Annotated in this window: 21 protein-coding genes; 5 read left to right on the plus strand and 16 right to left on the minus strand. The window is 40.8% G+C overall.

The window, feature by feature from the left end; all coding sequences use genetic code 11:
- Window positions 1-41 precede the first annotated feature (41 nt).
- Genes BST97_RS07265 through miaA form a run of 3 tightly spaced genes read left to right on the plus strand, consistent with a single transcriptional unit; the run spans window position 42 to window position 4,220 of the window.
- Window positions 42-2,465, plus strand: a complete 2,424-nt coding sequence (locus BST97_RS07265; protein ID WP_085766615.1) for an alpha-ketoacid dehydrogenase subunit alpha/beta — start codon at window positions 42-44, stop codon at window positions 2,463-2,465.
- Window positions 2,465-3,316 carry an ion transporter gene (locus BST97_RS07270; protein ID WP_085766616.1) on the plus strand — a complete coding sequence of 284 codons (852 nt, stop codon included), beginning with the start codon at window positions 2,465-2,467 and terminating at the stop codon, window positions 3,314-3,316. The genes BST97_RS07265 and BST97_RS07270 overlap by 1 nt, the downstream gene beginning before the upstream one ends.
- Entirely contained in the window at window positions 3,309-4,220 is a 912-nt protein-coding gene (gene miaA / locus BST97_RS07275) for a tRNA (adenosine(37)-N6)-dimethylallyltransferase MiaA (RefSeq protein WP_085766617.1), read from the plus strand. The genes BST97_RS07270 and miaA overlap by 8 nt, the downstream gene beginning before the upstream one ends.
- A 17-nt stretch (window positions 4,221-4,237) precedes the next feature.
- On the opposite strand, the gene BST97_RS07280 is transcribed toward miaA, so the two are convergent.
- The 14 genes from BST97_RS07280 to BST97_RS07345 form a co-directional block, all read right to left on the minus strand.
- Window positions 4,238-4,954 (minus strand): response regulator transcription factor, encoded by a 717-nt coding sequence (locus BST97_RS07280; protein WP_085766618.1) that lies wholly within the window; start codon window positions 4,952-4,954, stop codon window positions 4,238-4,240.
- Window positions 4,955-4,975: 21 nt separating this feature from the next.
- Entirely contained in the window at window positions 4,976-6,547 is a 1,572-nt protein-coding gene (locus BST97_RS07285) for a sensor histidine kinase (RefSeq protein WP_245833678.1), read from the minus strand.
- A gap of 79 nt (window positions 6,548-6,626) precedes the next feature.
- Complete coding sequence (coaE, locus tag BST97_RS07290) at window positions 6,627-7,220, minus strand: dephospho-CoA kinase (RefSeq protein WP_085766620.1); 594 nt, start codon at window positions 7,218-7,220, stop codon at window positions 6,627-6,629.
- Complete coding sequence (locus tag BST97_RS07295; RefSeq protein WP_085766621.1) at window positions 7,217-8,140, minus strand: YbbR-like domain-containing protein; 924 nt, start codon at window positions 8,138-8,140, stop codon at window positions 7,217-7,219. The genes coaE and BST97_RS07295 overlap by 4 nt, the downstream gene beginning before the upstream one ends.
- A gap of 6 nt (window positions 8,141-8,146) precedes the next feature.
- A complete protein-coding gene (locus BST97_RS07300; protein ID WP_085766622.1) occupies window positions 8,147-9,148 on the minus strand; it encodes a glycosyltransferase in 1,002 nt (333 codons plus the stop codon).
- 63 nt (window positions 9,149-9,211) lie between these two features.
- Complete coding sequence (locus BST97_RS07305; protein WP_085766623.1) at window positions 9,212-11,935, minus strand: T9SS type A sorting domain-containing protein; 2,724 nt, start codon at window positions 11,933-11,935, stop codon at window positions 9,212-9,214.
- Window positions 11,936-12,091: 156 nt separating this feature from the next.
- The gene (locus BST97_RS07310; protein WP_085766624.1) at window positions 12,092-12,898 is read right to left on the minus strand and encodes an enoyl-ACP reductase FabI; all 807 of its coding nucleotides are present in this window, start codon (window positions 12,896-12,898) and stop codon (window positions 12,092-12,094) included.
- Window positions 12,899-12,930: 32 nt separating this feature from the next.
- Window positions 12,931-14,610, minus strand: a complete 1,680-nt coding sequence (gene recN, locus BST97_RS07315; protein WP_085766625.1) for a DNA repair protein RecN — start codon at window positions 14,608-14,610, stop codon at window positions 12,931-12,933.
- A 94-nt stretch (window positions 14,611-14,704) separates the two neighbouring features.
- On the minus strand, window positions 14,705-15,604 hold the full coding sequence (gene porD, locus BST97_RS07320; RefSeq protein ID WP_085766626.1) for a type IX secretion system protein PorD: 900 nt from the start codon (window positions 15,602-15,604) through the stop codon (window positions 14,705-14,707).
- Entirely contained in the window at window positions 15,579-16,787 is a 1,209-nt protein-coding gene (coaBC, locus tag BST97_RS07325) for a bifunctional phosphopantothenoylcysteine decarboxylase/phosphopantothenate--cysteine ligase CoaBC (RefSeq protein WP_085766627.1), read from the minus strand. Before coaBC ends, porD begins: the two co-directional genes overlap by 26 nt.
- A gap of 6 nt (window positions 16,788-16,793) precedes the next feature.
- Complete coding sequence (locus BST97_RS07330; RefSeq protein WP_085766628.1) at window positions 16,794-17,117, minus strand: DNA-directed RNA polymerase subunit omega; 324 nt, start codon at window positions 17,115-17,117, stop codon at window positions 16,794-16,796.
- A gap of 5 nt (window positions 17,118-17,122) precedes the next feature.
- The gene (locus BST97_RS07335) at window positions 17,123-17,929 is read right to left on the minus strand and encodes an outer membrane protein assembly factor BamD (protein WP_085766629.1); all 807 of its coding nucleotides are present in this window, start codon (window positions 17,927-17,929) and stop codon (window positions 17,123-17,125) included.
- A 55-nt stretch (window positions 17,930-17,984) separates the two neighbouring features.
- Window positions 17,985-18,872 (minus strand): 4-hydroxy-tetrahydrodipicolinate synthase, encoded by an 888-nt coding sequence (gene dapA, locus BST97_RS07340; RefSeq protein WP_085766630.1) that lies wholly within the window; start codon window positions 18,870-18,872, stop codon window positions 17,985-17,987.
- Window positions 18,869-19,369, minus strand: a complete 501-nt coding sequence (locus tag BST97_RS07345) for a DUF6913 domain-containing protein (protein ID WP_085766631.1) — start codon at window positions 19,367-19,369, stop codon at window positions 18,869-18,871. The genes dapA and BST97_RS07345 overlap by 4 nt, the downstream gene beginning before the upstream one ends.
- 53 nt (window positions 19,370-19,422) lie before the next feature.
- On the opposite strand from BST97_RS07345, the gene BST97_RS07350 reads away from it, so the two are divergent.
- Window positions 19,423-20,232, plus strand: coding sequence for a 5'-nucleotidase C-terminal domain-containing protein (locus BST97_RS07350; RefSeq protein WP_085766632.1), 810 nt, complete (start codon window positions 19,423-19,425; stop codon window positions 20,230-20,232).
- 9 nt (window positions 20,233-20,241) lie between these two features.
- A complete protein-coding gene (locus tag BST97_RS07355; protein WP_085766633.1) occupies window positions 20,242-21,171 on the plus strand; it encodes a bifunctional metallophosphatase/5'-nucleotidase in 930 nt (309 codons plus the stop codon).
- A 13-nt stretch (window positions 21,172-21,184) separates the two neighbouring features.
- On the opposite strand, the gene BST97_RS07360 is transcribed toward BST97_RS07355, so the two are convergent.
- Window positions 21,185-22,048: a GIY-YIG nuclease family protein gene (locus BST97_RS07360; protein WP_085766634.1), complete on the minus strand. Its 864-nt coding sequence runs from the start codon at window positions 22,046-22,048 to the stop codon at window positions 21,185-21,187.
- An 841-nt stretch (window positions 22,049-22,889) separates the two neighbouring features.
- Window positions 22,890-24,941 carry an NAD-dependent DNA ligase LigA gene (gene ligA, locus BST97_RS07370; RefSeq protein WP_085766636.1) on the minus strand — a complete coding sequence of 684 codons (2,052 nt, stop codon included), beginning with the start codon at window positions 24,939-24,941 and terminating at the stop codon, window positions 22,890-22,892.
- Between the last annotated feature and the right edge of the window lie 25 nt (window positions 24,942-24,966).

The raw sequence follows: 24,966 nt of genomic DNA on the forward strand, positions 1-24,966 counted from the left end.
ATATTGCAAAGGGTACGCTTAAAGAGTATCTTTGCGGTATTATGAAAGATACCGCTGTTGCTATAGAAAATTCGCAATCAAAATTAGATAGAGAAGACTTCAAAAAGGAGTTAATCAATGATTATAAAGTAGCCGTTACCAGTAGAGAGTGCAGCCTTTTGGGAAGACGTGAAGTATTAACTGGCAAGGCTAAGTTTGGAATATTTGGCGACGGGAAAGAAGTGCCTCAACTTGCATGGGCACGAGCTTTTAAAAACGGAGATTTTAGAAGTGGTTATTATCGTGATCAAACTTTTATGATGGCGATAGGAGAACTCACGATTGAACAGTTTTTTGCTGGTTTATACGCAAACACTGACTTAAAAGAAGAGCCCATGAGTGCAGGCCGCCAGATGGGCGGTCACTTTGCTACGCATTCTCTCAATGAAGATGGCACGTGGAGAAATCTTAAAGATCAGAAAAACTCCAGTGCTGATATCTCGCCTACCGCCGGTCAAATGCCGAGACTTTTGGGACTAGCTCAAGCCAGCAAGGTATATCGCCATAATGACCTTATCGATGAGAATAATCCATTTTCTCACAATGGAAATGAAGTCGCTTGGGGAACTATAGGAAATGCCAGTACAAGTGAAGGACACTTCTGGGAAACCTTCAACGCAGCAGGCGTTTTGCAGGTTCCTATGGTAATAAGTGTGTGGGATGATGAATACGGAATTTCAGTTCACGCAAGACACCAAACCACAAAACAAGACATCAGCAAAATCCAGGCTGGTTTCCAACGTGACGAGAATGATCAAGGATTTGAGATTTTTAAGGTCAACGGCTGGGACTATGCTGCACTGGTAGAAACATATGAGAAAGCAGGTGAAATCGCTCGTCAAGAACACGTACCTGTCTTAATTCATGTAAATGAGTTGACCCAACCACAAGGTCATAGTACCAGTGGTTCTCATGAACGTTATAAAGATGAGAACCGTTTAAAATGGGAGAGGGAGCATGATTGTAACCTCAAGTTCAGAGAGTGGCTCATCTCAAACGAGTTTGCGACTGATGAAGAATTAACTGGTCTGGAAAAGGACATTAAAAAACAAGTTAGAGAAGGTAAAAAAGCTGCTTGGAACAATTTCATCAAGCCTATTCAAAATGAGAAAGCAGAAATCCTTCCTCTGCTGAAAAATCTCGCTGCTCAATCTGAGCAAGGTGTATTCATGCAGAAAGAGATTGATGCACTGGAACAAGATCGCGAACCTAATCGCAAAAGCATCCTGCAAACGGCAAAACGTGTCCTGAGGTACGTTTTGAAAGAAAATACCGAGCAAAAAGTCGCCGTGCAAAAGTGGATCAAGAACTATGAAACGATTCAAAGAGCCGCCTACGGAGATAACCTATACAGTCATTCAGAAAAATCGGCTTTAAATGTGGAAGCCGTAGCACCTACTTACAATGAAAATAGCGAGGAAGTAGATGCACGTATCATCATGCGCGACAATTTTGATGCACTTCTAGGAAAACATCCTGAGGTAATGGTTTTTGGTGAAGACGCGGGAGAAATAGGCGATGTCAACCAAGGTCTTGAAGGCATGCAAGAAAAGTATGGCGAGTTGCGCGTCTCAGATACCGGTATACGTGAAGCCACGATCATGGGTCAAGGAATAGGACTTGCCTTAAGAGGATTGAGGCCCATTGCTGAAATCCAGTATCTGGACTATTTACTTTATTGTCTACAGATCATGAGTGATGATCTGGCCACGCTTTCTTACAGAACAGCGGGAAAACAAAAAGCTCCTGTAATCATAAGAACAAGAGGTCATAGGCTGGAAGGGATTTGGCACAGTGGTTCTCAAATGGGAGGAATCATCAATTTAGTGAGAGGTATTCATGTACTCGTTCCGCGCAACATGACACAAGCTGCTGGATTTTATAATACCATGCTTGCTAGTGACGAGCCCGCTCTCATTGTAGAATGCCTGAACGGTTACAGACTCAAAGAAAAACTACCATCAAATTTAGGTGAATACCGCGTTCCTCTAGGAATTCCGGAAGTTTTGAAAGGTGGTGGAGACATCACGGTAGTTTCTTACGGCTCTACGTTGAGACTGGTTCAAGAGGCTGCTGAGGAGTTGGAGAAAGTTGACATCCATATTGAAATTATAGATGTTCAGACGTTATTGCCGTTTGACATCAATCACAGCATTGTAGAACAAGTTAAAAATACAAATCGATTGCTTGTTGTGGATGAAGACGTTCCAGGCGGCGCCAGTGCGTTTATCATGCAAAAAATCGTAGATGAACAGGAAGCTTATCGTTATCTAGACAGCAAGCCACAATGCCTCTCTGCAAGAGAGCATAGACCTGCTTATGGAACAGACGGCGACTATTTCTCTAAACCCAGCGCAGATGATATTTTTGATAAGTGTTATGCAATGATGCACGAGGCAAATCCTAAAAACTATCCATTGGATTAATGGCATCTAAACCAGAAATAAACAACATCAGAAAAAAAATTCACGAGGTGATCTATGAGGCAGATACGCCCATGGGAAAACTCTTTGATGTGGTGCTACTGATCCTTATTTTACTAAGTATTATTCTGGTATGTCTTGAAAGTGTTGAGAGCCTCAGGAAGTTATATTCTGATGAATTTCTTATCGCTGAGTGGGTCATTACAGGCTTCTTTACGATAGAATATATTTTACGTATTTACTCGATCAATAAACCCGCTAAGTACATTTTTAGTTTTTTCGGCATCGTCGATTTGTTATCTACTATTCCGTTGTATCTCACGTTTTTCTTTGGAGGGATTAACGCTTTACTCACTTTCAGATCGTTGCGCTTGTTGCGTGTTTTCAGAATCTTGAAAGTAACGAGATATATAGGAGAAGCAAATAAATTGAAAAGAGCAATCAGAAACAGTGCGCCTAAAATTGCGGTATTTTTATTTGCAGTTCTAGTACTTTCCGTAATCTTCGGCACGTTGATGTATCTTGTAGAAGGGCCTGAACATGGCTTTGTAAGCATACCGGTGAGTATCTACTGGTGTATCGTAACCCTGACGACGGTGGGTTTTGGCGACATTGCGCCAGAAACTCCCTTGGGTCAGTTCATCGCTACACTCATCATGATCATGGGTTATGGAATTATTGCTGTACCTACCGGTATCGTAAGTGCAGAATATTCCCAAGGTGAGAACACTGAGGACGTTAATGACCCAAATTACCGTCATGTAAACACCCAGGTCTGTCAGAACTGCCTAGCAAAGAAGCATCAGGACGATGCAAAGTTTTGCCATAAATGCGGTTGTTCACTTGATGTCTAAAAAAACGCTCATAGCGGTAATAGGACCTACTGCTGTGGGTAAGACTGCTTTAGGTATCGCTTTCGCGAAAGCGTACAAAACATCCATAATCTCCTGCGACTCAAGACAATTTTACAAGGAAATGACTGTGGGGACCGCCGTGCCTAACCCAGACGAACTGGCGGAAGCAGAGCATTACTTCATACAAGATAGAAGCATCGATAATCCTCTTACTGCAGGTAGTTTTGAGAAAGAGGTAATGGAACTTTTAGATAACCTATTTGTCAAAAATGATGTAGTAGTTATGGTAGGTGGGAGCGCCTTATATGAAAAAGCCGTTACTGAAGGCCTAAACCATTTTCCAGATATTCCTGAGGAGATAAGAGGTGAAATCTCGCAAAAATTTGAGTCTAAAGGTCTGGAATGGTTACAGAATGAAGTCAAACAGAAAGATCCAGAATTCTATGAAAATGCAGACCAAGAGAACCCTAGGCGGCTTATCAGAGCTCTGGAAATTTTTAAAACATCAAGTAGAAAACTGAGCGATTTTCAAACTGGAAACGCAGATAAGCGACCTTTTAAAGTTATAAAAGTAGGTCTAGAGGCTGACCGTGAAGAGCTTTACGATCGCATCAATAAACGAGTAGATCTCATGTTTACTCAAGGACTTTTTAAAGAGGCTGAAGTATTAAAAAATTCATCGAGCTCCATTCCCAAGAGTACGGTAGGATATCAAGAGATATTCCCTGTATTTGATGGTCAGTATGATATAGATGAGGCCATAAGGCTCATCAAGCGCAACTCACGCCGGTTTGCCAAAAGACAGATGACCTGGTATCGCAAGGACGATTCTGTGCATTGGTTTAATTATAAAACCCGTCATAACGAAATCGTACAACGGGTTTCACAACTTATGGGGAAATAGTTATTTACGCAGTACTACTAGTAGTCTACTTGATCTTTGACTAGAAGTCTAAATCCTTCACCGTGTATGTTTACGATTTCAACATTATCATCTTGTTTGAGGTACTTACGCAACTTTGCGATATACACATCCATGGAACGAGAAGTAAAGTAATTATCATCTCTCCAGATCTTTGTAAGTGCCAGTTCACGAGGCATCAAGTCATTAAGGTGTAGCGCTAGAAGTCTGAGCAACTCATTTTCTTTAGGACTCAATTTAATAGGCTCTTGCTCATTATAGCTCAAGAAACGTAACTTAGAATTCAAGTGGAAGTTACCGATCTGAAATTCAAATTCTTTAGAGTCTGCAATACTGTCCTGACCTTTGCGCTGTATGATAGCTTTAATTTTCATAAGAAGAACCTCGCTATCAAACGGCTTGTTCAAATAATCATCTGCTCCTACTTTATAACCACGTAGAACGTCTTCTTTCATGGCCTTTGCGGTAAGGAAAATGATAGGCACATCTTCATTTTTCTCTCTGATCTCTTTAGCTAGTGTAAAACCATCCTTGTAAGGCATCATTACATCTAGGATACAAAGATCATAATTGTCTTTTTTGAACTTTTCAAATCCTTCCATACCATTTTTAGCATGCACGACATCAAAGTCATTCATCAGAAGGTAGTCTTTCAAGACGGTTCCAAAATTAGGATCATCTTCAACAAGCAGGATTTTTTTGTTTTCAGTTTCCATAAGTAAAGTATTTAAAGTTAATTAAGTTATTAAAGGAATTGTTATGATAAAGGTGCTCCCCTTACCTTTTTCACTCTCTAGATATATTTCTGAGTGGTGTTCTTCTAGAACTCTTTTCGCGTAAGCGAGACCTAAACCATGACCTTTCACATTGTGAATATCACCGGTGTGCTCCCTAAAAAATTTCTGGAAGACTTTACGGCTCGCAGCTTTGCTCATTCCTATACCTTGATCGCGTATTTTTATTACAATTTTGTTTTTTACATTTTCTGTATAAACGTCAATGATGGGAGCATCATCGCTATATTTTATCGCATTTTCTAGGATGTTCACAAACACGTTTGTCATATGGCTCTCATTTGCCAAAATATCTGTGCGCAAGGCTCCTAAATGAGTTTGAAGTACTCCTTCTCTTTGATCGAGAATAAGCTTTATATGGGAAATAGCCTCGTGGATCAACAAGTTTGCATCCATGCGCTCTTTTTGCATGTTGAGCTCACTTTTCTCAAGTTTAGATATTTGTAAGACATTTTCAACCTGACCGTGCATGCGCTTATTCTCTTCTCTGATCATGCGTAGATAGTTCTTAACCTTTTCTGGGTCAGACGCAATGCGAGGATGGTTTAAAGAATCAAGGGCCAAGTTAATTGTAGCAATAGGCGTCTTAAATTCATGAGTCATGTTGTTGATGAAGTCTGTCTTGATCTGGGAAATTTGTCTTTGCTTAAAAATCTGATTAATGGCATTTGAATAAGCAATAACAATAACCGCGGTAAATACTAGGGAAAGCAAAGCCATTCCCGTTACCGAGGATAGTATGAAACGCTCTCTACCGGGTAGGTTAATCAAAAGCTTGTAAGCATCTCCATCAGAGTCACGATAGTCAAAAACCGGTGTTGCCCATGTAGCATTTTCTTTGAACTCAAAATTTTCTGACAACAAACGAGTTGCATAACCACCTTGATATATGGCATATTCAAAGTCCGTTTCAATATTGTGATAATCCAGTTCCTCACGGATTAACTCAGCAATTACATCCTTTGAAGTCCTAGATGTGACCGGTAGTACATTATTAAATTCTAGAATTGCATCAGCTAATTCTGCATTATAGACCTGCTCAAATTTGTTTAGGCGCTCAAAACGATCTTGGCGTGATTCGATCCCGTCTATTTGAGAATCTGTAGTAGTCGTTTTTGAAGTTTGATTGTATAATTTTTTCAAGATGACGCTATCGAGATCCAACTCGAGCAGTTGAGGATCTAACTTATAAGTTTCAGTAAGCAGGCTATTTTTATAAGTCGCTGTTTCTTCTAACTTGTCATTACGCTGAATCAGTAAGTACTCCCTGACCTCACGCCCGTCAGGCTTGACCCCTAAGCTATCCCTAAGCCTCTCTAATGTGTTGAGATATTTATTGATCTCATTATTTTCGAGTCTATTTGCGACATTAATAAGCGATTGATTGACTGCAAAAGAAAATTGTTCTTCTTTCTCCTCAATACTATCAACGATCCAATAAATCTGAACGGCTATAATTCCTGCGAGCGAGATGCTCATAAGCCCGATAAGTACGTATAAAAGCTTTTTCTGCACAGGGCAAATTTAACATTTCACAGTGCTGTTAAAAACCCTTTAACCTTATCTTAACTTGGCAAAAAAAATTACTATATAATCAGTATTTTAACATAAAATCATTAATAAATCTCACCTCTCTTGTTGATTCTGTAAGTTTAATATTACAAATAACAAGATCTGATAGTAAGAGTTTATCAAACTCTGAGGATTGTTTAGACATACGCTGTAATACCTCTTGTCTATTCACTTGATCGCGAGCCATAACACGTTCTATTCTCATTTCGAGGGGCGCGGTTACTAATAATATTTGGTCGCAAATTTTTCTACCTTCAGTTTCTAACAATATAGCTGCCTCATAAGCAACATATGAAGATTGTTGTACACCTTTCCAAGTTTGAAATTCCTGCCTTACAGCTGGGTGCATTATAGAATTCAGTTCTGAAAGCAATTGTTTATCAGTAAAAACTTTTGAGGCAATATATTTTCTATTTGGAATTTCTGTTCCCTCGGTTGCGATATAAGCTTGTTCTCCTAAAAGAGATTTGACTTTTTCTCTTATCTCTTCGTTGCCACTCAAAAGTTTTTTTGACTCCTCATCTGCAACAAAAACTGGTATACCGAATCTAACCAGCTCTTTAGCGATCGTGGACTTCCCACTTCCTATACCACCTGTGATGCCTAAAACTTTCATTTAACAATTAATACTTGAACTGCCTCTTCTTTCAATCTTGCGTGGTAGATGAGATCTGAATCATAAATGATTTCGGGAACCATAACTTTACTCGACTCCTGAACTTTCTCTATGTCTAATCGTACGGTTAAATCATCTTCAGTGATTGATTCAAAATTGTCAATCGCTGCTTGATATATGACTGTAACGGTCTCAGGAATCACTTTGACGAAAGAATTAGCAGGTTTTGAAAGTATTTCTACCGGAACTATAAAACTACCCTCTGTGACTTCCATTGCTCTAAAAGTTACCTGAACATGATCTACATTAGCCTTTATATCATCTGTAGGCAGTGTTAATTTTAATTTGCGCTCAACAAGTGTATCATTTATTAAAATCGGCTCAGATGTGAGAATCAAACTATCCACCTCACTTAATAATTTATTCTTTCCAAATAAGATAATGCTATCGCGTTCTAATTTAAATGGCACTTTAGCCTTAAAATTATTAGCATATTTGATTTTAAAATTAGTGGAGATAGGAACTTTTTTTCTTTCAAAACGAGTTGCAGGTATATAGATATCCTGATTTTTGACATCCTGAATAGAAAGTTCTCGATCAACTTTGCTTAGCTCCTCCTTCTCTAAGAAAGGATTGAAAAAGATACTATCGTTTCTGCTAAAGGTGAATTTCTCAAAGTTTAGTTTTACTGTGGGTTTGAATATTTTATTTGCCATCAGTTTAAAACCTCGTTGTCTCAATCGTGGATTAAAGACGATAGTCTCACTATCCTCTTGAATTTTTATATCTTCTGGAATCTGATTCCACTGCACCTCAACCTGTACCTCTTCTTCATAAACATTCTTGTATTTAGAAATGAACCACAAGATGGTAACACCCATCAGTATTACTAAAAAGCCAGAGATTTTTTTCCGCTTCATAACAGTTTATTTGAAGAACAAGGTGGGGAATGCCACACGTTCATCCTCTTTTTTTACAACTATAGAAAAATAAGATTCTATAAAGCCACAAGCATACCCATAAAACTGGATAATCGCTGCCCCTATTGAGTAAAACCCCACAGTTACACCATTCTTGATACTGCTATCAATGAACAGAGTAAATAAATATAGCGCATAACAAATGATCGGTATGCTGATTCCAAATAACAGCATCAAAAAGCTCAAAATAAAACCGATCGTAAAAACTACTGGAAACCAATAGGTGATCTTGCGTGTATCGGGATGCCATTTGTTGAGAATCACTCTCACCATACCAAACTTTTTGACCTGTTTATAGAATAATGAGTACGATATTCTTCTTTTGTGATAAACATATGCATCTGGAAAGAGTCGCGTTTGATAACCTAGGTTCCAAAGTCTGATGGTGAGGTCCGGATCCTCTCCCGGGTGTATTTTCCCAAAGCCTCCGCTTTTTTCAAACGCTTCTTTACTCAGCCCCATATTGAAGCTGCGTGGTTGAAATTTCCCTAACTTTTCACTTCCGCCCCTGATTCCACCAGTGGTCAGAAATGAAGTCATGGTGTAGTTAATAGCTTTCTGCACATTGCTGAAATCTTCCTCAGCAGCATCTGGCCCACCGTAGCAATGTACAAAATCTCTCCCAAGCTCTGTAAATATGATCTCTAAATAACCTGGCGGTACGATACAGTCGCTATCCAATATGACAAAATAATCACCATTGGCGACTCGCATTCCATAATTCCTAGAGTCACCAGGGCCAGAATTGTTTTTATAATGATATTGAATGGTTACGCTTTCGCGAAAGCGAGAACATATATCTTCACATCTTTCATTAGATCCATCCTCAACGACCACCACCTCAAAACGATGGTCGCCACGGAGCAGTACCAAGCTTTCCAAAAGCTCTTCAATCTCTTCTGGCCTATTATATACTGGGATTATGAAAGAAACTAGATTTACATTCATAACTCAAAAATAGACAATAAAAAAGCCGCTGTTACCAGCGGCTTATATTAATTGAAAGCAAGTTTAGTTTTTAACTACTCTCACGGTCTGCTCAGCGTTTTGGGTCTCAACTTTAACTAAGTATATACCGGAATTAAGTGAATTCATATCAATCGACTTCAGTAATTCAGTCTGTTTATTGACCTGAAGGACTTTTTGCCCCATCAAGTTGAAAACAGATATCTTCTGAATTTCCTCAACCGAATTTAAATTAAGAACTCCATCAGTAGGATTAGGATAAACTGCTACCTCTAAATCTTCATTACTAGAGATACTAGCAGTCGTGGCGATTCTAAATTCATCTACAAAGAACTCAATATCAGCTGTCGTATTTCCATCCGGCCCTAAACTACCTACAAATGCAAATTTCACCTCACCGCTATAGCTAGAAAGATCGATTACCTCATTGCTTGCAGATGGTTGTAGGTTAGAACTAGCATCATAGGTTCTAAGTATAGTCCAGTTAAAACCGTTGTCATCGCTTATAAACAACTTAACGTTATCATCAGCTCCAAAGTTTGAAGGGCCCTGACCAAACGCTTCAGTAAGCGCCACTCTATAGTTCAATAACATATTGTGTCCAGCAGCCCCTAAATCGAAAGTAGGACTCATCAACCAGTCATTGTCCATAGGACCGTTCGAGAAAATTGGGAACAACGCAGAATTACCATTTGGTGAAGAACTATCATTTGCAAAATCAAAGTTATCCCATGCGCCGTTTGATGCTACTGGAATACCAGTGATAGGTGTATTATTTACCTCATCCCAGCAGTTTCCAGGAAAATTGTCAAAGTTATTACCCGCTCCTACTCCACCAGCACCTGTGTATGGCGCGCTTACAGCATCACAAGCTGTAGTTGTGAATGACCTAGGTCCAGCCCAGATTGATTGATCACCAGAAATACAATTTTCCCTTACATAGACATCATAGGGTGTTGATGGCATAAGGCCTCTAATCACCTCACGTGAATCTGTTACAGTAGAAGTATAGACGGCTCCAGCGGTCCCTTGAGCAGTCCCAGCTGGTTGAACCTCTACCTCCCACTCAACATCATCAGCATTAGAGTTCCAGGTAAAGTTGGCTCCGCCTCCATATACCTGGGAGATTGCGAGCTGATCGGGCTCTGAACAGGCTGGTGGGGCTGTACATGTCACCGTTGCTAAAAAGCCAGCGCCTGTGTTAGTTGGGTTACTTGTAAAAACTAGTGTGATACAACCTGACGTAGAAGTTGCCTGAATATTTGCTAGAGTCAAATCTCCCGTACCTATTCCAGTAGCTCTATTGAAACACCAGCTCGTTGCAGAACCAGCAGGAGAGATTAATGGAGCAGTAGTTGAATCACCATCGTAAATTGATAAATTATCAAAGCAACTAGTATTTGAAGAACTCTCCACATCAAACTCGGTAAAGTCAAGAGTTACAATATCCCCAGGATTGTCTGGACAGATAGTATAGGTTATATTCTCATTATTTGAATAGTTGTCAGCTATACCTCCTGAGTCTACTAAAGGATCAGCACCACAATAATCTGAAGGAGTGCTAAAGGTCCCACAAACCGGGTCAGCACTATCCAATGGACCACAAATAGCAGTGATACAATATTCATAATCAGTAGCTGATAACAATCCTGTTAGGACTTCAGTAGTTGATGCCACAGTAGTATTAAAAGTTGCTCCTGAACCTAGCGGTGCTACGCCATACTCAATCTGCCATTCCGTTTCCGTTCCGCCAGCCGTCCAAGAAAGTTCTGCGGTAGTGAAAGTCAAGTTACTGACCATATTTGCAGTGATATCTTCACAATTTTTTGGAGTTGTAAAAGTATAGGGCTGATCTGAATACTGACTTAAGTCCCCATTACCACAATCGAATCTTACATAAACATCATAAGTAGTATTTGATCTTAGACCTGTAATATTTAGGGCAGGTAGCGTATTCACGGCAACAGCTGCCGAAGTTCCCAAAGTATATGGAGCCTCTCCGATTTGATAAAAACCAGTATTAGAGAAATTCCCTGAAGCTTGAGCTAGAAAAGTAGCTGAGTTAGGATTTGTTCCTAACTCGGTAAAAGTGTCAGGTCTAGGACATGAGGGTAAGGTAGTGAACGATATGGGACCTCTAGCCGACCCACGATCCGTAGCTGAACATCGCGACCTTACATATACATCATAAGTTGTTTCTGGAGTAAGACCATCCAGAACATACGGATTGTTTGAAGTAGCAATACGTTCTGTTCCCGTACCTAAAGTCAATGGGCTGATTCCAAATTCAACAATCCATTCTGTTTCAGCACCACCTGCCGTCCAAGAAATATCTGCTTCACGCGCCTCAACATTGTTAACACTTATGTCATCCTGAATAGCTGGACAAGTAGGACAAGAAATCGTACCAGTAAAGACGGGATTGCTCGATGGAACTGAACCCGCCGGTGAATCATACACTAAAATCCCCTCTGAATCCGTTAGGGTGAAGCTCGCATCTCCAGGGATGAAAGGAGGTGTATAATTGATCTCAATAGGATCATTATTTGTTACAGAAATAGTAAAGGTTTGTGTACTTGGAGAGCCTGTACCAGGGTTTATAGTATACTGTGTGGCAACACCACCTATTACTAATTCAACCTGACCATTAACGCCAAAGCCCTGCCAGCCATCACCAAACTCATCACGCAGCTCAAGGGTGTAATCACATTGGGCGAAAGCCACCGTGCTTGAAATCAACGCAATAATCAAGAGTAATTTATTCCTCATGTTTTTTTTGATTTTATTAAGGTTCCGAATATAGTATTTCTACATTAAAAAAACTTGAACAAAACAAGGTTTTTCCAAAAAACCAAAAACCAAGTAATTTCTCACAATAAAAAAAGCAGCTAAAAAGCTGCTTTCACTATAAAATATCAAATGAAATTAAAAATTCTCCATCACCTCTTGACTCACTCCTGTATTGGAAAATCCGCCATCGTGAAACAGATTTTGCATCGTGACTTTTTTCGTATAATCAGAGAATAATGTAATCGTGTATTCAGCGCATTCCTGAGCAGTAGCATTACCTAATGGACTCATTTTATCAGCATAGTTGAAGAAACCATCAAATCCTTTAACACCGCTACCCGCTGTGGTAGGAGTAGGCGATTGAGAAATCGTATTTACACGAACTTTGTTTTCTTTTCCAAAGAAGTAGCCAAAGCTTCGAGCAATAGATTCCAGATAGGCTTTATTATCAGCCATATCATTATAATCTGGAAAAGATCTTTGCGCCGCCATGTAAGTAAGCGCTACCACACTCCCCCATTCATTCATCGCCTCTTGTTTATGAAGTGTTTGTAACACTTTGTGAAAAGATAGAGCACTGACATCCCATCCTTTTTCTGTCCAAGAATAGTTTTGATTAGTATAATGACGCCCTTTTCTAACGTTTACGCTCATACCAATACTATGCAGGACAAAGTCTAGCTTTCCTCCCAAGATCTCCACCGCCTTATTCACTAGGTTTTCTAAATCATCAAGATTGGTAGCATCTGCTGGAATAATCTCACTGCCTGTTTTTTCTGCGAGTTCATTGATCTGCCCCATACGCATGGCAACGGGTGCATTTGTAAGCACAAAAGTTGCGCCCTCTTCATGAGCCAGTTGAGCCGTCTTCCATGCAATGGAATTCTCATCTAGAGCTCCAAAAATAATCCCTCTTTTTCCTTTCAATAAATTAAAAGCCATAGTCTGTTAGTTATGCGACAAATATATAGTTTCTAGTTTAGTAATGTTTTTGCGTTTTCGCGTGCTGCATTAGTCACCACTCCACCACTTAACATTTGTGCAATTTCTTCAATTCGTTCTTGCTCATTGAGTCGATTGATGGTCGAGACTGTTCGATCATCTTGATTTTTCTTTGAAACTACAAGGTGATCGGTACCAGAGGCTGCAATTTGAGGTAAATGCGTAATGGTAATTACTTGAAGCTTTTCGGACATATTCTTCATAACGAGGGCCATCTTATCTGCAATACGGCCACTTACACCCGTGTCAATCTCATCAAAAATTATGGTAGGTAATTTTTTGACGTTTCCTAATATCGATTTGATAGCCAGCATTAATCGCGATAGCTCTCCTCCAGAAGCTGCTTTATTCAATTCCAATGGCACAGATCCTTTGTTTGCCGAAAACAAAAAGCTGATCTCATCCTTTCCGTAATCATTGAAAGTAACTGTTTCTGCAATTTTAATAGAGAAAACCGCATCTGGCATTCCCAGCAATCCTGCAATTTCTAAAACTTGTTCTTCTAGAGCCGTTTTCTCCACATTCCGTAATCCCATAAGATCGGAAGCTTTTTCATGAAGCTCATTTTCCTGAACCGAAATTATTCCATTCAATTTTTTGATTTTGGAATCCATACTTTGAGAATCCAAAATTTTATCAGCAAGTTTGTTTCTGATATCAATCAGGGATCTGACATCATCTACCTGATGTTTCTTGTATAGAGAATTAAGCTGATTCAACTGGTTCGATAAAATATCTAATCGTTCAGGATCTGCAGTTACTTGATCAGCCAAGTGATCAGTTTCACTTAAAACATCTTCTAATTCAATGATCACTGAATCCAGACGTTCTTTAAGACTCGCATATTTATCAGAAAATCCACCTATCTCAGAAATGGAACTTTTCAAAACTCTCAAACGGTCTAAAATCCCATTTTCATCATCTCCCAAACCGTCCATGAGTGATTGAAGTGCCACTTCTATGGACTCCACATTGGAAAGCTGATTCAACTCTTCATTGATATCGTCTTCATTGAGCTTGTCAAGTGGAATTTGTTCTAACTCATCCAGTAAAAAGGCGTTATAATCTTGTTCTTTAAGCAGTTCGGCCTTTTTCTTGTCTAATTCGTCTAGCTGTCTTTTGTTTGATCTAAACTCCTTTAAAAGAGATTGATACGCTTCAAGAATGGACTGAAAACTCAGTTTATTTTTTTGAGTGGCATTTTTTATAAAAGCATCGAGCACCTCTCTTTGGAACAGGTCACTGGAAATATTTAGAGTTTGATGCTGGGAGTGGATATCAATCAAGCGTCCTCCTATTTGCTTCATCACATCAAGCGTAACGGGAGTATCGTTTATGAATGCTCGACTTTTTCCAGAAGGCATGATCTCACGTCGTAAAAGTGAATGATCCTCATAATCCAGGTCTAAATCCTCAAAAACAGATTTGATTCCCAAGGATTTTACTGAAAATTCTGCCTCGACAATACACTTAACCGTTTTGTCTCTCACCACGCTCAGGTCCGCACGATTTCCTTGCAATAGACCTAAAGCCCCAAGAATAATAGATTTACCAGCTCCGGTTTCACCTGTGAGAATAGTCAGACCGTCCTTCAGGTCGAGCTGAAGCTGATCAATGAGTGCAAAATTTTGAATATGAATGCTTTTAAGCAACGCTAGCCATTTAATTAGGTTGACTCAAAAATACTAGAATACCTATAGCTATACTAAAGGATTAGCTAATAAATACTAACGAGATCAGCTTTAATCAAACTTTGATTTTACGCCAGTTTGAAGACTGGTTAGGCGACAGGTTTTGCAACGTCTCCACCAGTTCTTTGATGTCCACAGGAGGTCCACCAGAGAAGATACTCGCAATCTCATCAGCTTTTGCGTCAAAGAATACGCGTTGTACTAAACTATTGGGTCGGCGGGCTTGTAGTGTTTTAAGTTTGAGAATGTGGTTTTTGATGACAGTTTTGGCCAGTTTTTGATCACCCGAAAAAGTGTCCATACCCTTTCTGTGATATAAATACATCACCTCTCTGTATTCTTTGTAAGTATCAGATAAAATGTCGTCATTCAATCTAAAACGAGAAATCAAACCATCACTGGGTCTCCAGCCGCTTGCTCCTGATCCACCCTGAGCAAGATTCACTATGTTTTGTGCTTCTGCATGAAATTTTTGCCCTCCTTTAAGCGCGTATGAATCTGCATCTAGAGCGATGATCGTGTAAGCGTAAAAGGACAACAATGAAATTAAATTACTGTCAAAACGGTTGTCATTATAAAACAATGGAGCATTTTGCACGTACTGGAAGTCAATGTCATTATCCTTATAGTTAAATAGAGGAGTTACATAGGCCGAATTGAAAACCGGTCGCGACGCGCTGATTTGAAAATTACCCTTAAAACGATCGCCTTCAAATTCAGTGACTACAAAAACTAGAGAGCAGTCGATGCGCTCTTCTTCTCTAAATTCTTGATCCGTCCACTTAGTCGTGTTGAGAAACTCTTGCATTGAAGTTTCTAGCGTAGCAAAAACAGTCTGATCACGTTGAGCAAGATTGAGTGTGTTTACCTGCACCGTCGCATTGAGCTCTTGGGCATTTACCTGACAGCAGAACAAAACAACTAACAAACTACATAATATCCTTAAGTATCTCATCTACAATATCTTTTGCCACCTCAACTTTGGATTTTGCCGGGAACTCCCTTGAGGATTTATCCCTGCGTATCAAGGTAATTTTATTGGTGTCTTTATTAAACCCAGCCTCTTCATCTCTCATGGAGTTCAATACGAGCAGGTCTGTGTTTTTCTTTTCCGCTTTCGCGAAAGCGTGCTCCATTTCATTATTAGTCTCCAACGCAAACCCTACCAAGTAAGGAGGTTTCTGCATGGCTCCTACGCCGGCTAAAATATCGGGATTTTTCACCAATTCTATGGATAACGTATCCGTGGCCTTTTTTATTTTATGATCGCTCACCGTTGCTGGCCTATAATCTGCCACCGCAGCTGAAAAAACCGCAATATCCACCGAAGTGATGTATTCATCTACGGCATTCTTCATATCCATGGCACTGACTACATCGATGCGCTCAATCAAATCATGCGGTTGATTCAACGCACTAGGTCCCATGATCAAAAAAACCTCAGCGCCTCGATCTGCAAGATCCAGGGCAATCGCCATGCCCATCTTACCACTGCTGTGATTACCAATAAAACGTACTGGATCAATCGCTTCATGAGTTGGCCCAGCAGTGACTAAGCATTTTTTACCACGCAATGGCATTTTTGCAGCAAGATCTTCCTCGATAAATTTTAAGATGTTCTCTGGTTCTGCCATGCGCCCCTGACCAGAAAGACCGCTTGCAAGCTCACCATCCTCAGCAGGAATCATTGTATTCCCGTAAGAAGCTAGCTTTTCAAAATTGGCTTGAGTAGATGGATGCTTGAACATGTCCAGATCCATGGCCGGAGCAAAATAGACGGGACATTTTGCACTGCAATACACTCCCAAAAGCAGATTGTCAATAGTGCCAGACACCATCTTGCTCAAGGTATTTGCAGTAGCAGGCGCGATGATCATCAAATCTGCCCAAAGTCCTAGCTCTACATGATTGTTCCAGGTATCGTTCTCATCATCAGGATCTGTAAAGTGAGAAAGAACAGGATTTTTAGAAAGGGTGGATAAGGTCAAGGGTGTCACAAACTCCCTCGCAGCAGGAGTCATTATGACCTTAACAGATGCGCCTGCTTTGATAAGCAGGCGCACAAGAAAAGTTGTTTTGTATGCAGCAATACCCCCAGTAACTCCCAGTAAGATATTCTTGCCGCCCAGTACACTCATTGTAAATTATACTGCCGTACCGGTATCTCTGTGGTAGATTTTGCTCTCTTTCCACTCCTCTACTGCAATGGCGTGAGGCTTAGGTAATCTTTCATAAAACTTAGAAACCTCGATCTGCTCCTTGTTTTCAAAGACCTCTTCTAGAGATTCATTATAAGTTGCAAATTCTTCAAGCTTCTCAGTAAGTTCTTCTTTGATCTCTGTATTGATTTGCTCAGAACGCTTTGCAATGATTGAGATCGCCTCATAAATATTACCGGTAGGTTCTGTAATCGCATCACGATCATAAGTTACCGTTGTATTGGGTGCTTTAAGATTTTTAGTGTCCATAGCTTTTATAATTCTGTTTCAGGCTTGTAGGCCTCGATTTTTTCTAAAATTTCATTGGCGTCTTCCATGTATTCACTGTTAGGAAAACGACGTGCAAAGGTATTATAATAATTTTTGGCAAGTTCCAGTCTTTCAGGAACAAGTGTTGCGACACTGTTTATCCCGTATTCAAACTGAGAATCTAAAATATAAAAGTGAGCATCATCTTGATAAGTTGAACCTGGGTGATCAAGAATAAAATTCTCAAAACTTTCTATAGCTGCAATATAGCGTTCACGGTGATGGTAGTTGCGAGCTATTTCAAATGCCTTCTTATCAAGCTTCGTTCTCAGCTCATCTACAAGTACATTTGCTTCTTTTACATATTCCCCATCAGGATATACGTTTATGTAATCTTGCAATTTGGCTAGAGCAATTTTAGTATCTCTTTGATCCTTAGAATACACTTCTGACATCTGGTAATGGCTTTTAGCCGCCATAAACAAAGCCATGTCTCGTTTGGGGTGTCTCGGGTGCGATGTAGTAAAACGCTCGTATTGATTGGCACTCAGTATATAGGTACGGTCTTTATAAAGTGCTTCAGCATATTTCAGTGCCATATCTGGGGCACTATCCGTACCTCGATACTTGTTCTTTACCTGATCAAAGAGCGCAATCGCTTTTCCGTACTTCTCTTTTTTCATGAGCGTATCGATCATTCTCACCTTAAGCATGGTATCTTCAGACTTGAGGGCCTTTTGATATGGACTACAGGCAAAAGTCAACGCTGCAATGATTGAAAATAGAAGGTATTTATTGGTCAATCTTTTCATGGGCGGCAAAAGTACTATTTTCTTGATAATCAATAATAGAAATAATAACGCTTATCTAGGACTTTAAGTACGTGCGGTTCAAGAAAGATTTAATACGATCACTCAAATCCTCATCCACGGGAACTAATGGCAACCTCAAATGTTGCTGACAAATGTCCATGTGCTCATACATGTTCTTGATCCCAGCCGGGTTCCCCTGTTCAAAAATTAGATCTATGCTGTCAGCGACTTTATAGTGCAAATTATAGGATGCTTTTACTTCACCAGCTAAAGCCAGTCTTATCATTTCAGAGAAATCCTTTGCAAGTGTTTGTCCTATTACAGAGATCACACCAGCACCGCCTGCAAGGGTCATGGCATTGGCAATCATGTCATCTCCTGAAATCACAAGAAAATCATCAGGTGTGCGCTGAATCATCTTCATCGCCGCTGGCAAGTCGCCCGCAGCTTCTTTAATCCCAACAATATTGTCAAAATCGTTTGCCAATCTTACCACCGTGTCCACGCTCATATTTGAAGCCGTGCGTCCTGGCACATTGTACAACACGATAGGCTTTTCCGTACTGGTCACGATAGCTTTAAAATGCTGGTAGATTCCTTCTTGAGTAGGTTTGCTATAAGCCGGTGAAACCGATAAGATTGCGGTGAATGGATCTAAACCTGTAGAGGCGATTTCTTCTAGTATCACTCGAGTATTATTGCCGCCTATCCCAATCACGAGCGGGAGTTTACCTACATTAGTTTCAACTATAGTGCTAATCACTTCTTTTTTCTCCGCTGCAGAAAGTGTAGCGCTCTCTGCCGTAGTTCCTAAAACGACCAGATAATCCGTACCGTTATCCAGCTGGTGCTGCACCACTCTTTTCAGAGCTTCATGATCCACATTACCCTGGGCATCAAAAGGCGTAATCAATGCAACGCCCATTCCTTTTAATTCGTTCATTTTATAACCTTCAGTAATTTTTTTAATTCTTTCGTAAAATGTACGATTTGATCCATTCCAGCATTGATATAAATATCGTCACATTCTTTTTGTGAGTGGGCAAAACCTACTTTAAAACGTGCTGACAATGCATTTGAGAGCAACTTTAAAACCAATGATTCCTTATCAAAATAATTGATCAGAATCTCGTGATTCTTTTTTAGTAAAGATGCAATCGGTTCATCAGCAATTTTTCCAAAGGTCTTGATCAGTTTTTTATCCACTTGATAAAAACCATCTAGATTTTCAAAAGCCATATCGTAAAAAACGATCACCTCCACATCGTCTCGTCCCAGTTCTTTGGAAACTTGTTTCTTGATCGCTCTTGGATCCACCTCATCAGCTCGGCATAAAATCAGAATTCCTGCTGGATTTTTAGATGTACCACGCTGCCGATTATTTATCGATTTCTTAATCTCGCGGCGCACCCATTGCTTCTGAATTGGTTTAAAAATCATGTACTTTTACCTCTTCACAAAAATAGATCAATCCCGCATTTACCTCTCCTAGTATGAGCAAATATTCTGAACGTAGGTTTTTGAGAGTTTCCGCTTTCGCGAAAGCGTCATCACTTCTCGCTATTCTACTCTTTTTACATTCCTGTAAAACTGAAAAAACGACTGAGAACTACAGCCTCACCAAAGCCACGGCTAGCCAGACCACGATTGACGAAAGCCTGGGAAGTGTGGACAGCATCGAGCAGTTTATCGCGCCGTACAAAAAAAACCTTTCCGCTCAAATGGACAGCGTGCTGAGCTACAACCCAAAACTCATGCACAAAAACGACTACGAGCTCAACACGCCCATAGGAAACTTTTTTGCCGAAACCGTGAGAGTTCAAGCCGACCCGGTTTTCAAATCGAGAACGGGAAAGAGTTTTGACATGGCGCTGCTTAACCACGGCGGGATCAGAGCTGCTTTGCCACAAGGCCAGATCACCATGCGCAACGCCTATGAAATCATGCCTTTTGAAAATCAAATCGTGGTTGCAGAACTCGATGGGTCGCAAATGAACCGACTGGTAAATTATCTGGTAGAACGAGAGCGCGCACACCCGTTTGAAGGACTCAAAATTGCTTTGGATAAAAACGGTAAACTCAAATCTGCCCTAATCAAAGGCGAGCCGATAAACAGCCAGCATACTTATTACGTCGCAACAACTGATTACCTGTTCAATGGTGGCGACAACATGAGCTTTTTTGAAGGTGCTAAAATGACGGATCTGGATTACAAACTGCGTAACGCGATCATAGATTACTTGCGCAAAACAGACACCTTGAATTTTGAACACGACGATCGTTTTACCAAATCAACCCTTTAATTTACTGCCATGAAAAGAAGTACGTTTATCAAAAGAAGTAGCGTAGGCGCTCTAACGGGAGCGGTGATGTTTTCTAATCACTCACTTGCAGGCAGTTTGCTGAATACGGCTCCTACGATAGCCGATGGATCTAAAAAAATAACCATTCTGCATACCAATGATACGCACTCACACATCGAGCCCATTTCTGGCGGTCGCAACGATGGTCGTGGCGGTGTTGCAAGACGTGCAGCGCTCATCAAAAAGGTGCGCCAGGAAAATCCGAATACGCTTTTGTTGGATTGTGGCGACATTTTTCAGGGCACGCCTTATTTTAATTTTTACGGTGGCGAGCTGGAAATCAAACTCATGAGCATGATGGGTTATGACGTGGCAACGATAGGGAATCATGATTTTGATAACGGTATTGAAGGTTTGTACAAGCAACTTCCACACGCCAACTTTGACTTTGTGATTTCCAACTACGATTTCTCAAACACCATCATGGCCGGGAAAACCCTCAAGAACCGTGTTTTTGAAAAGGACGGAATCAAAATTGGGATTTTTGGTTTAGGAATCGAGCTGGAAGGACTGGTCAATAAAAAAATGTACAAAGAAACCCAATACCTCGACCCTGTTGAAGTGGCAAAAGACCAAGTCAACATTTTGCGCAATGAGAAAAATTGCGATTTAGTGATTTGTGTATCCCATTTGGGTTACAAGTACAGCGGTAGTAAAGTTTCAGATGTTTCCCTTGCTGGCGCTACCAGCGGTATCGACCTCATCGTAGGCGGTCACACCCACACATTTCTCGACGCACCCGTTTTAGTAGATAACGCTCAAGGCGAAAAAGTAATGATCAACCAGGTAGGCTGCTACGGCATCAATTTGGGACGCATCGACTTTACTTTTGCTCCCAGCGGTGAGGTTGAGGGAAGTAATGTGGTTTATGAGATTTGATCGCGACGTTTATTCAGCTTTCGGATTCAACTGCTTTTAGAATCCTTCCATCTGACAATTTCCATTCAGTCAAACCGTTAGCACTTCTTCCCATCACTACGGCAGCCGCCGCAGAAGGGCTTGAGAATAAATAATCTTGGCTAAAAATGAAACGTTGGTTTCGATTAATGACGAAGCCATCTTCGATCAATTGCATTCTTAGATTATGCATTGCTTTCGGAAAAGAATTCGTTGTTGAAACTGCAATTTGTGAATCTTTCAAAACTAAAAACCCTTCATTAGTCATTTGACCCATAGCATCTGCTCCACGCGGTGCTTGAATATGAAAGGTATTATTTTTTAACTCTTCGGAAGTTTGAGCTTTTCTCAAATCGTCAAAAATCTTATAACCCAAACTATTTACGAGTAATTTGACATTATCTATGAACTCTTCCATTTCAGCGCTGTCAGATTCCGAAATTATAGATCGCGTAGGTAAATTACCATTGAGAATTTCGTATCGATCAACATTTGTAGCTATTTCATGTAATCGACTTTCCAGGTATTTGATGTGTGCTTTATTTAGATTTTCATCTTTGCTAACCACAACCAAGGCTTCGTTCCAAAAGTCTTTAGAAGACAAATGTTGATTCAATCTATTAAACAGTCCCTCGGCTTCTCCAATATATGCAGCAGATCTAGTTTGTGATTTGTCAGATTTACCAAATAAAATATAAATTCCAGTTCCATCTAACTCTCTTCTATCGCGGGACTCTTTAACTCTGTTCCTAGGAATTTTAATCGCTTTGCCAGTCCAATTCGAGAGTTCGCAGGTCATACGACCATTAGGCTCTCCATCTACCAGAAATATCTTTATCGTTTTACCAAATTTTCTCATCCGACTATAAAATTAAACCATCCCCACAAACTTCTTTTCACTAATTATAGTAATATTCAGTTTCTCTGTCTTTTCCAATTTTGAAAGGTCTATATTTTCCCTATCTGACGCGGAGTTGAACTCCGTGACCGCAGCACTAAACTAAACTTATCACCATTCTTCTAAAATACATGAACGTTAAGTACAACTCGGCGCTAGTACATAGGTTACTTAAGAATTAGGTAAAAACCAAGCAACCATAAAACCCTCTGGTCGCTTAGCAGACTTTGTCCGCTTCGTCGCCGACCTGTCTCCCTTCAACGATGGGAGAAGCTTTTTTCACTTTCGAGATCAGGTATTTTCTTACGGTAAATGAAATGAGAGTATCAGCGCTCAAGTAAAAGCCTTTCCCTTCAGACGAAGGGAAAAATGCTTGGCGACTTGTTGCTAAGCGAAAAGGGTTTGAACGCTCGGGATGCTGGAAATTATACCATCCCCCTCGCTGGCGCGGAGTTGCACTCCGTGACCGCAGTATTAAATTAACCCTCTCACCCATTTTCCACTCAAACGTAAACCCAAAGTACAACTCAGCGCTAGTAGATAGGTTGCTTAAGAATCAGGTAAAAACCAAGCAACCGTAAAACCCTCTGGTCGCTCAGCAGACTTTGTCCGCTTCGTCGTCGACCGGTCTCCCTTCAACGAAGGGAGAAGCTTTTTCACTCTTTAGATGAAGTGTTTTCTTACGATTTATAAAATGAGAGTATCAGCGCTCAAGTAAAAGCCTTTCCCTTCAGACGAAGGGAAAAATGCTTGGGAACTTGTTGCTAGGCGAAAAGGGTTTGAACGCTCGGGATCCAGAAAATCAAACCATCCCCAAAAACTCCTCTTCACTAATCATAGGAATACCCAGTTTTCCAGCTTTTTCCAATTTTGAAGGGCCCATGTTTTTACCTCTTATGAGATAATCGGTCTTTCCCGAGATGGAACTGGAAAGCTTGCCGCCGTTATCTTCAACCATTTTTTTGAGTTCGTTGCGGGATCGTTCAAATACACCAGAGATCACAAAAGACTTACCGGCGAGAACATCGGTTTTTCCTTCCAGTTGCTCTGCGGCAATTTCCATTTGCAAACCATACTCTTTTAATCGTTGCACTGTACCTCTATGCAATGGATCTTGTATAAAATCACAAACCGATTGCGCGATAACGCGACCTATTTCTGGAATGGCATTAAGTTCCTCTACTTTTTCCGTGGCAGCATCCGTTGCTTGAGAGAACAAGTCGGTAGAATTGTGTTCTCGCTCTGGCATCTTCATGAGAGCGTCCATCGACTTGTAATGATACGCCAGCTTTTTAGCGACCGTCTCACCCACGTAGCGTATTCCCAAAGCGAATAGTACCCGCTCAAAAGGCACTTTCTTACTCGCCTCAATACCGTTTACCATGTTTTCGGCACTTTTTTGAGCCATGCGCTCCAACGGTAAAACTTTATCAACGGTCAATTCATATAAATCAGCGTAAGTAGCGATGAGTCCAGCTTCAACTAGTTGATCGACCGTTTCTGCTCCAATGCCATCAATATCCATGGCTTTGCGCGAGATAAAATGCTGGATACGTCCTTTGATTTGAGGTGGACAACCCATTTCATTGGGGCAAAAGTGTTGCGCCTCGCCCTCCTTTCTGATCAGCTCTGTATCGCATTCTGGGCAATGGATTGCGTAAACTGTGGGTTGTGAGTCGTCTGGACGTTTGGAAAGATCAACTGCAACGATTTTAGGAATGATCTCTCCGCCCTTTTCCACATAAACCTCATCTCCTTCCCTGATGTCCAATTTCTCGATTTGATCTGCATTGTGTAAGCTGGCACGTCTTACCGTCGTTCCCGATATTTCAACAGGCGAGAGGTTTGCCACTGGCGTGACCGCACCGGTCCTACCAACTTGATAGGTGATTTTTTCTAATCGGGTGGAGACTTGCTCAGTGCTGAACTTGTAGGCCATCGCCCATTTAGGAGCTTTTGCGGTAAAACCCAGTTCCTCTTGCTGGCGTAAACTATTTACTTTGATCACTACGCCATCAGTTTCGTAAGGTAGATTTTTGCGCTCTACATCCCATTTCTCGATGTAGCGCATTACCTCATCAAGATCTTTAGCCAAAACCGATTCTTGAGGTACCTTAAAACCCCAGCTGCGCGCTCTTTCTAGACCTTCATATTGAGTTACAATGGGCAAGTCGTCGCCGGCAAGTTGATAGAGCAGACACTCGAGCGGCCGCTTAGCCACTTCAGCACTATCTTGTAGTTTTAGACTACCACTAGCCGTATTACGCGGATTTCTATATAGATCAAGCCCTTCTTTTTCTCGTGCGGCGTTCATCGCATTGAACCCTTCCCAAGGCAAGACAATCTCACCTCTTATTTCAAATTCCTTCGGGATATCATCTCCCTTCAGTTTCAACGGTACTGAGTTGATAGTACGCACATTAGTCGTCACTTCATCACCTTGTGAACCGTCTCCTCGGGTTACCGCTTTCGCGAAAGCGCCATTCTCGTACCGCAAACTTATACTCGCTCCGTCGTATTTGAGTTCGCAGACATATTCCACGGGACCGTCCACGATTTTCTTGATACGCTTTTCCCAATCCTTTAAGTCTTGCAGGGAATAGGAATTATCCAGCGAGTACATGCGGTATTTATGCACCACAGTCTCGAAGTTTTTAGTCACTTCTCCTCCCACGCGCACAGATGGACTGCTGGGATCAAAATATTCAGGATGGGCGGCTTCCAGCTGTTTGAGCTGTTCCAGCTTTTTATCAAATTCAAAATCTGAGATCTCAGAGTTGTCATTGACATAATACTCGTGGTTGTAATGCCTTAGCTCTTCCCTGAGGGATGTGATCTGTTCTTTGGGTGTCATTTTATTAATACTTCATACCAGAGTG

Source organism: Nonlabens spongiae, assembly GCF_002117125.1.
In the GTDB taxonomy this organism is placed as follows: domain Bacteria; phylum Bacteroidota; class Bacteroidia; order Flavobacteriales; family Flavobacteriaceae; genus Nonlabens; species Nonlabens spongiae.

Coding starts and splice junctions, on each gene's coding strand:
- BST97_RS07265 (WP_085766615.1), top strand. CDS start 42: ATGAAAGATACCGCTGTTGCTATAGAAAATTCGCAATCAAAATTAGAT.
- BST97_RS07270 (WP_085766616.1), top strand. CDS start 2,465: ATGGCATCTAAACCAGAAATAAACAACATCAGAAAAAAAATTCACGAG.
- miaA (WP_085766617.1), top strand. CDS start 3,309: ATGTCTAAAAAAACGCTCATAGCGGTAATAGGACCTACTGCTGTGGGT.
- BST97_RS07280 (WP_085766618.1), bottom strand. CDS start 4,954: ATGGAAACTGAAAACAAAAAAATCCTGCTTGTTGAAGATGATCCTAAT.
- coaE (WP_085766620.1), bottom strand. CDS start 7,220: ATGAAAGTTTTAGGCATCACAGGTGGTATAGGAAGTGGGAAGTCCACG.
- BST97_RS07295 (WP_085766621.1), bottom strand. CDS start 8,140: ATGAAGCGGAAAAAAATCTCTGGCTTTTTAGTAATACTGATGGGTGTT.
- BST97_RS07300 (WP_085766622.1), bottom strand. CDS start 9,148: ATGAATGTAAATCTAGTTTCTTTCATAATCCCAGTATATAATAGGCCA.
- BST97_RS07305 (WP_085766623.1), bottom strand. CDS start 11,935: ATGAGGAATAAATTACTCTTGATTATTGCGTTGATTTCAAGCACGGTG.
- BST97_RS07310 (WP_085766624.1), bottom strand. CDS start 12,898: ATGGCTTTTAATTTATTGAAAGGAAAAAGAGGGATTATTTTTGGAGCT.
- porD (WP_085766626.1), bottom strand. CDS start 15,604: ATGAGATACTTAAGGATATTATGTAGTTTGTTAGTTGTTTTGTTCTGC.
- coaBC (WP_085766627.1), bottom strand. CDS start 16,787: ATGAGTGTACTGGGCGGCAAGAATATCTTACTGGGAGTTACTGGGGGT.
- BST97_RS07330 (WP_085766628.1), bottom strand. CDS start 17,117: ATGGACACTAAAAATCTTAAAGCACCCAATACAACGGTAACTTATGAT.
- BST97_RS07335 (WP_085766629.1), bottom strand. CDS start 17,929: ATGAAAAGATTGACCAATAAATACCTTCTATTTTCAATCATTGCAGCG.
- dapA (WP_085766630.1), bottom strand. CDS start 18,872: ATGAACGAATTAAAAGGAATGGGCGTTGCATTGATTACGCCTTTTGAT.
- BST97_RS07345 (WP_085766631.1), bottom strand. CDS start 19,369: ATGATTTTTAAACCAATTCAGAAGCAATGGGTGCGCCGCGAGATTAAG.
- BST97_RS07350 (WP_085766632.1), top strand. CDS start 19,423: ATGAGCAAATATTCTGAACGTAGGTTTTTGAGAGTTTCCGCTTTCGCG.
- BST97_RS07355 (WP_085766633.1), top strand. CDS start 20,242: ATGAAAAGAAGTACGTTTATCAAAAGAAGTAGCGTAGGCGCTCTAACG.
- BST97_RS07360 (WP_085766634.1), bottom strand. CDS start 22,048: ATGAGAAAATTTGGTAAAACGATAAAGATATTTCTGGTAGATGGAGAG.
- ligA (WP_085766636.1), bottom strand. CDS start 24,941: ATGACACCCAAAGAACAGATCACATCCCTCAGGGAAGAGCTAAGGCAT.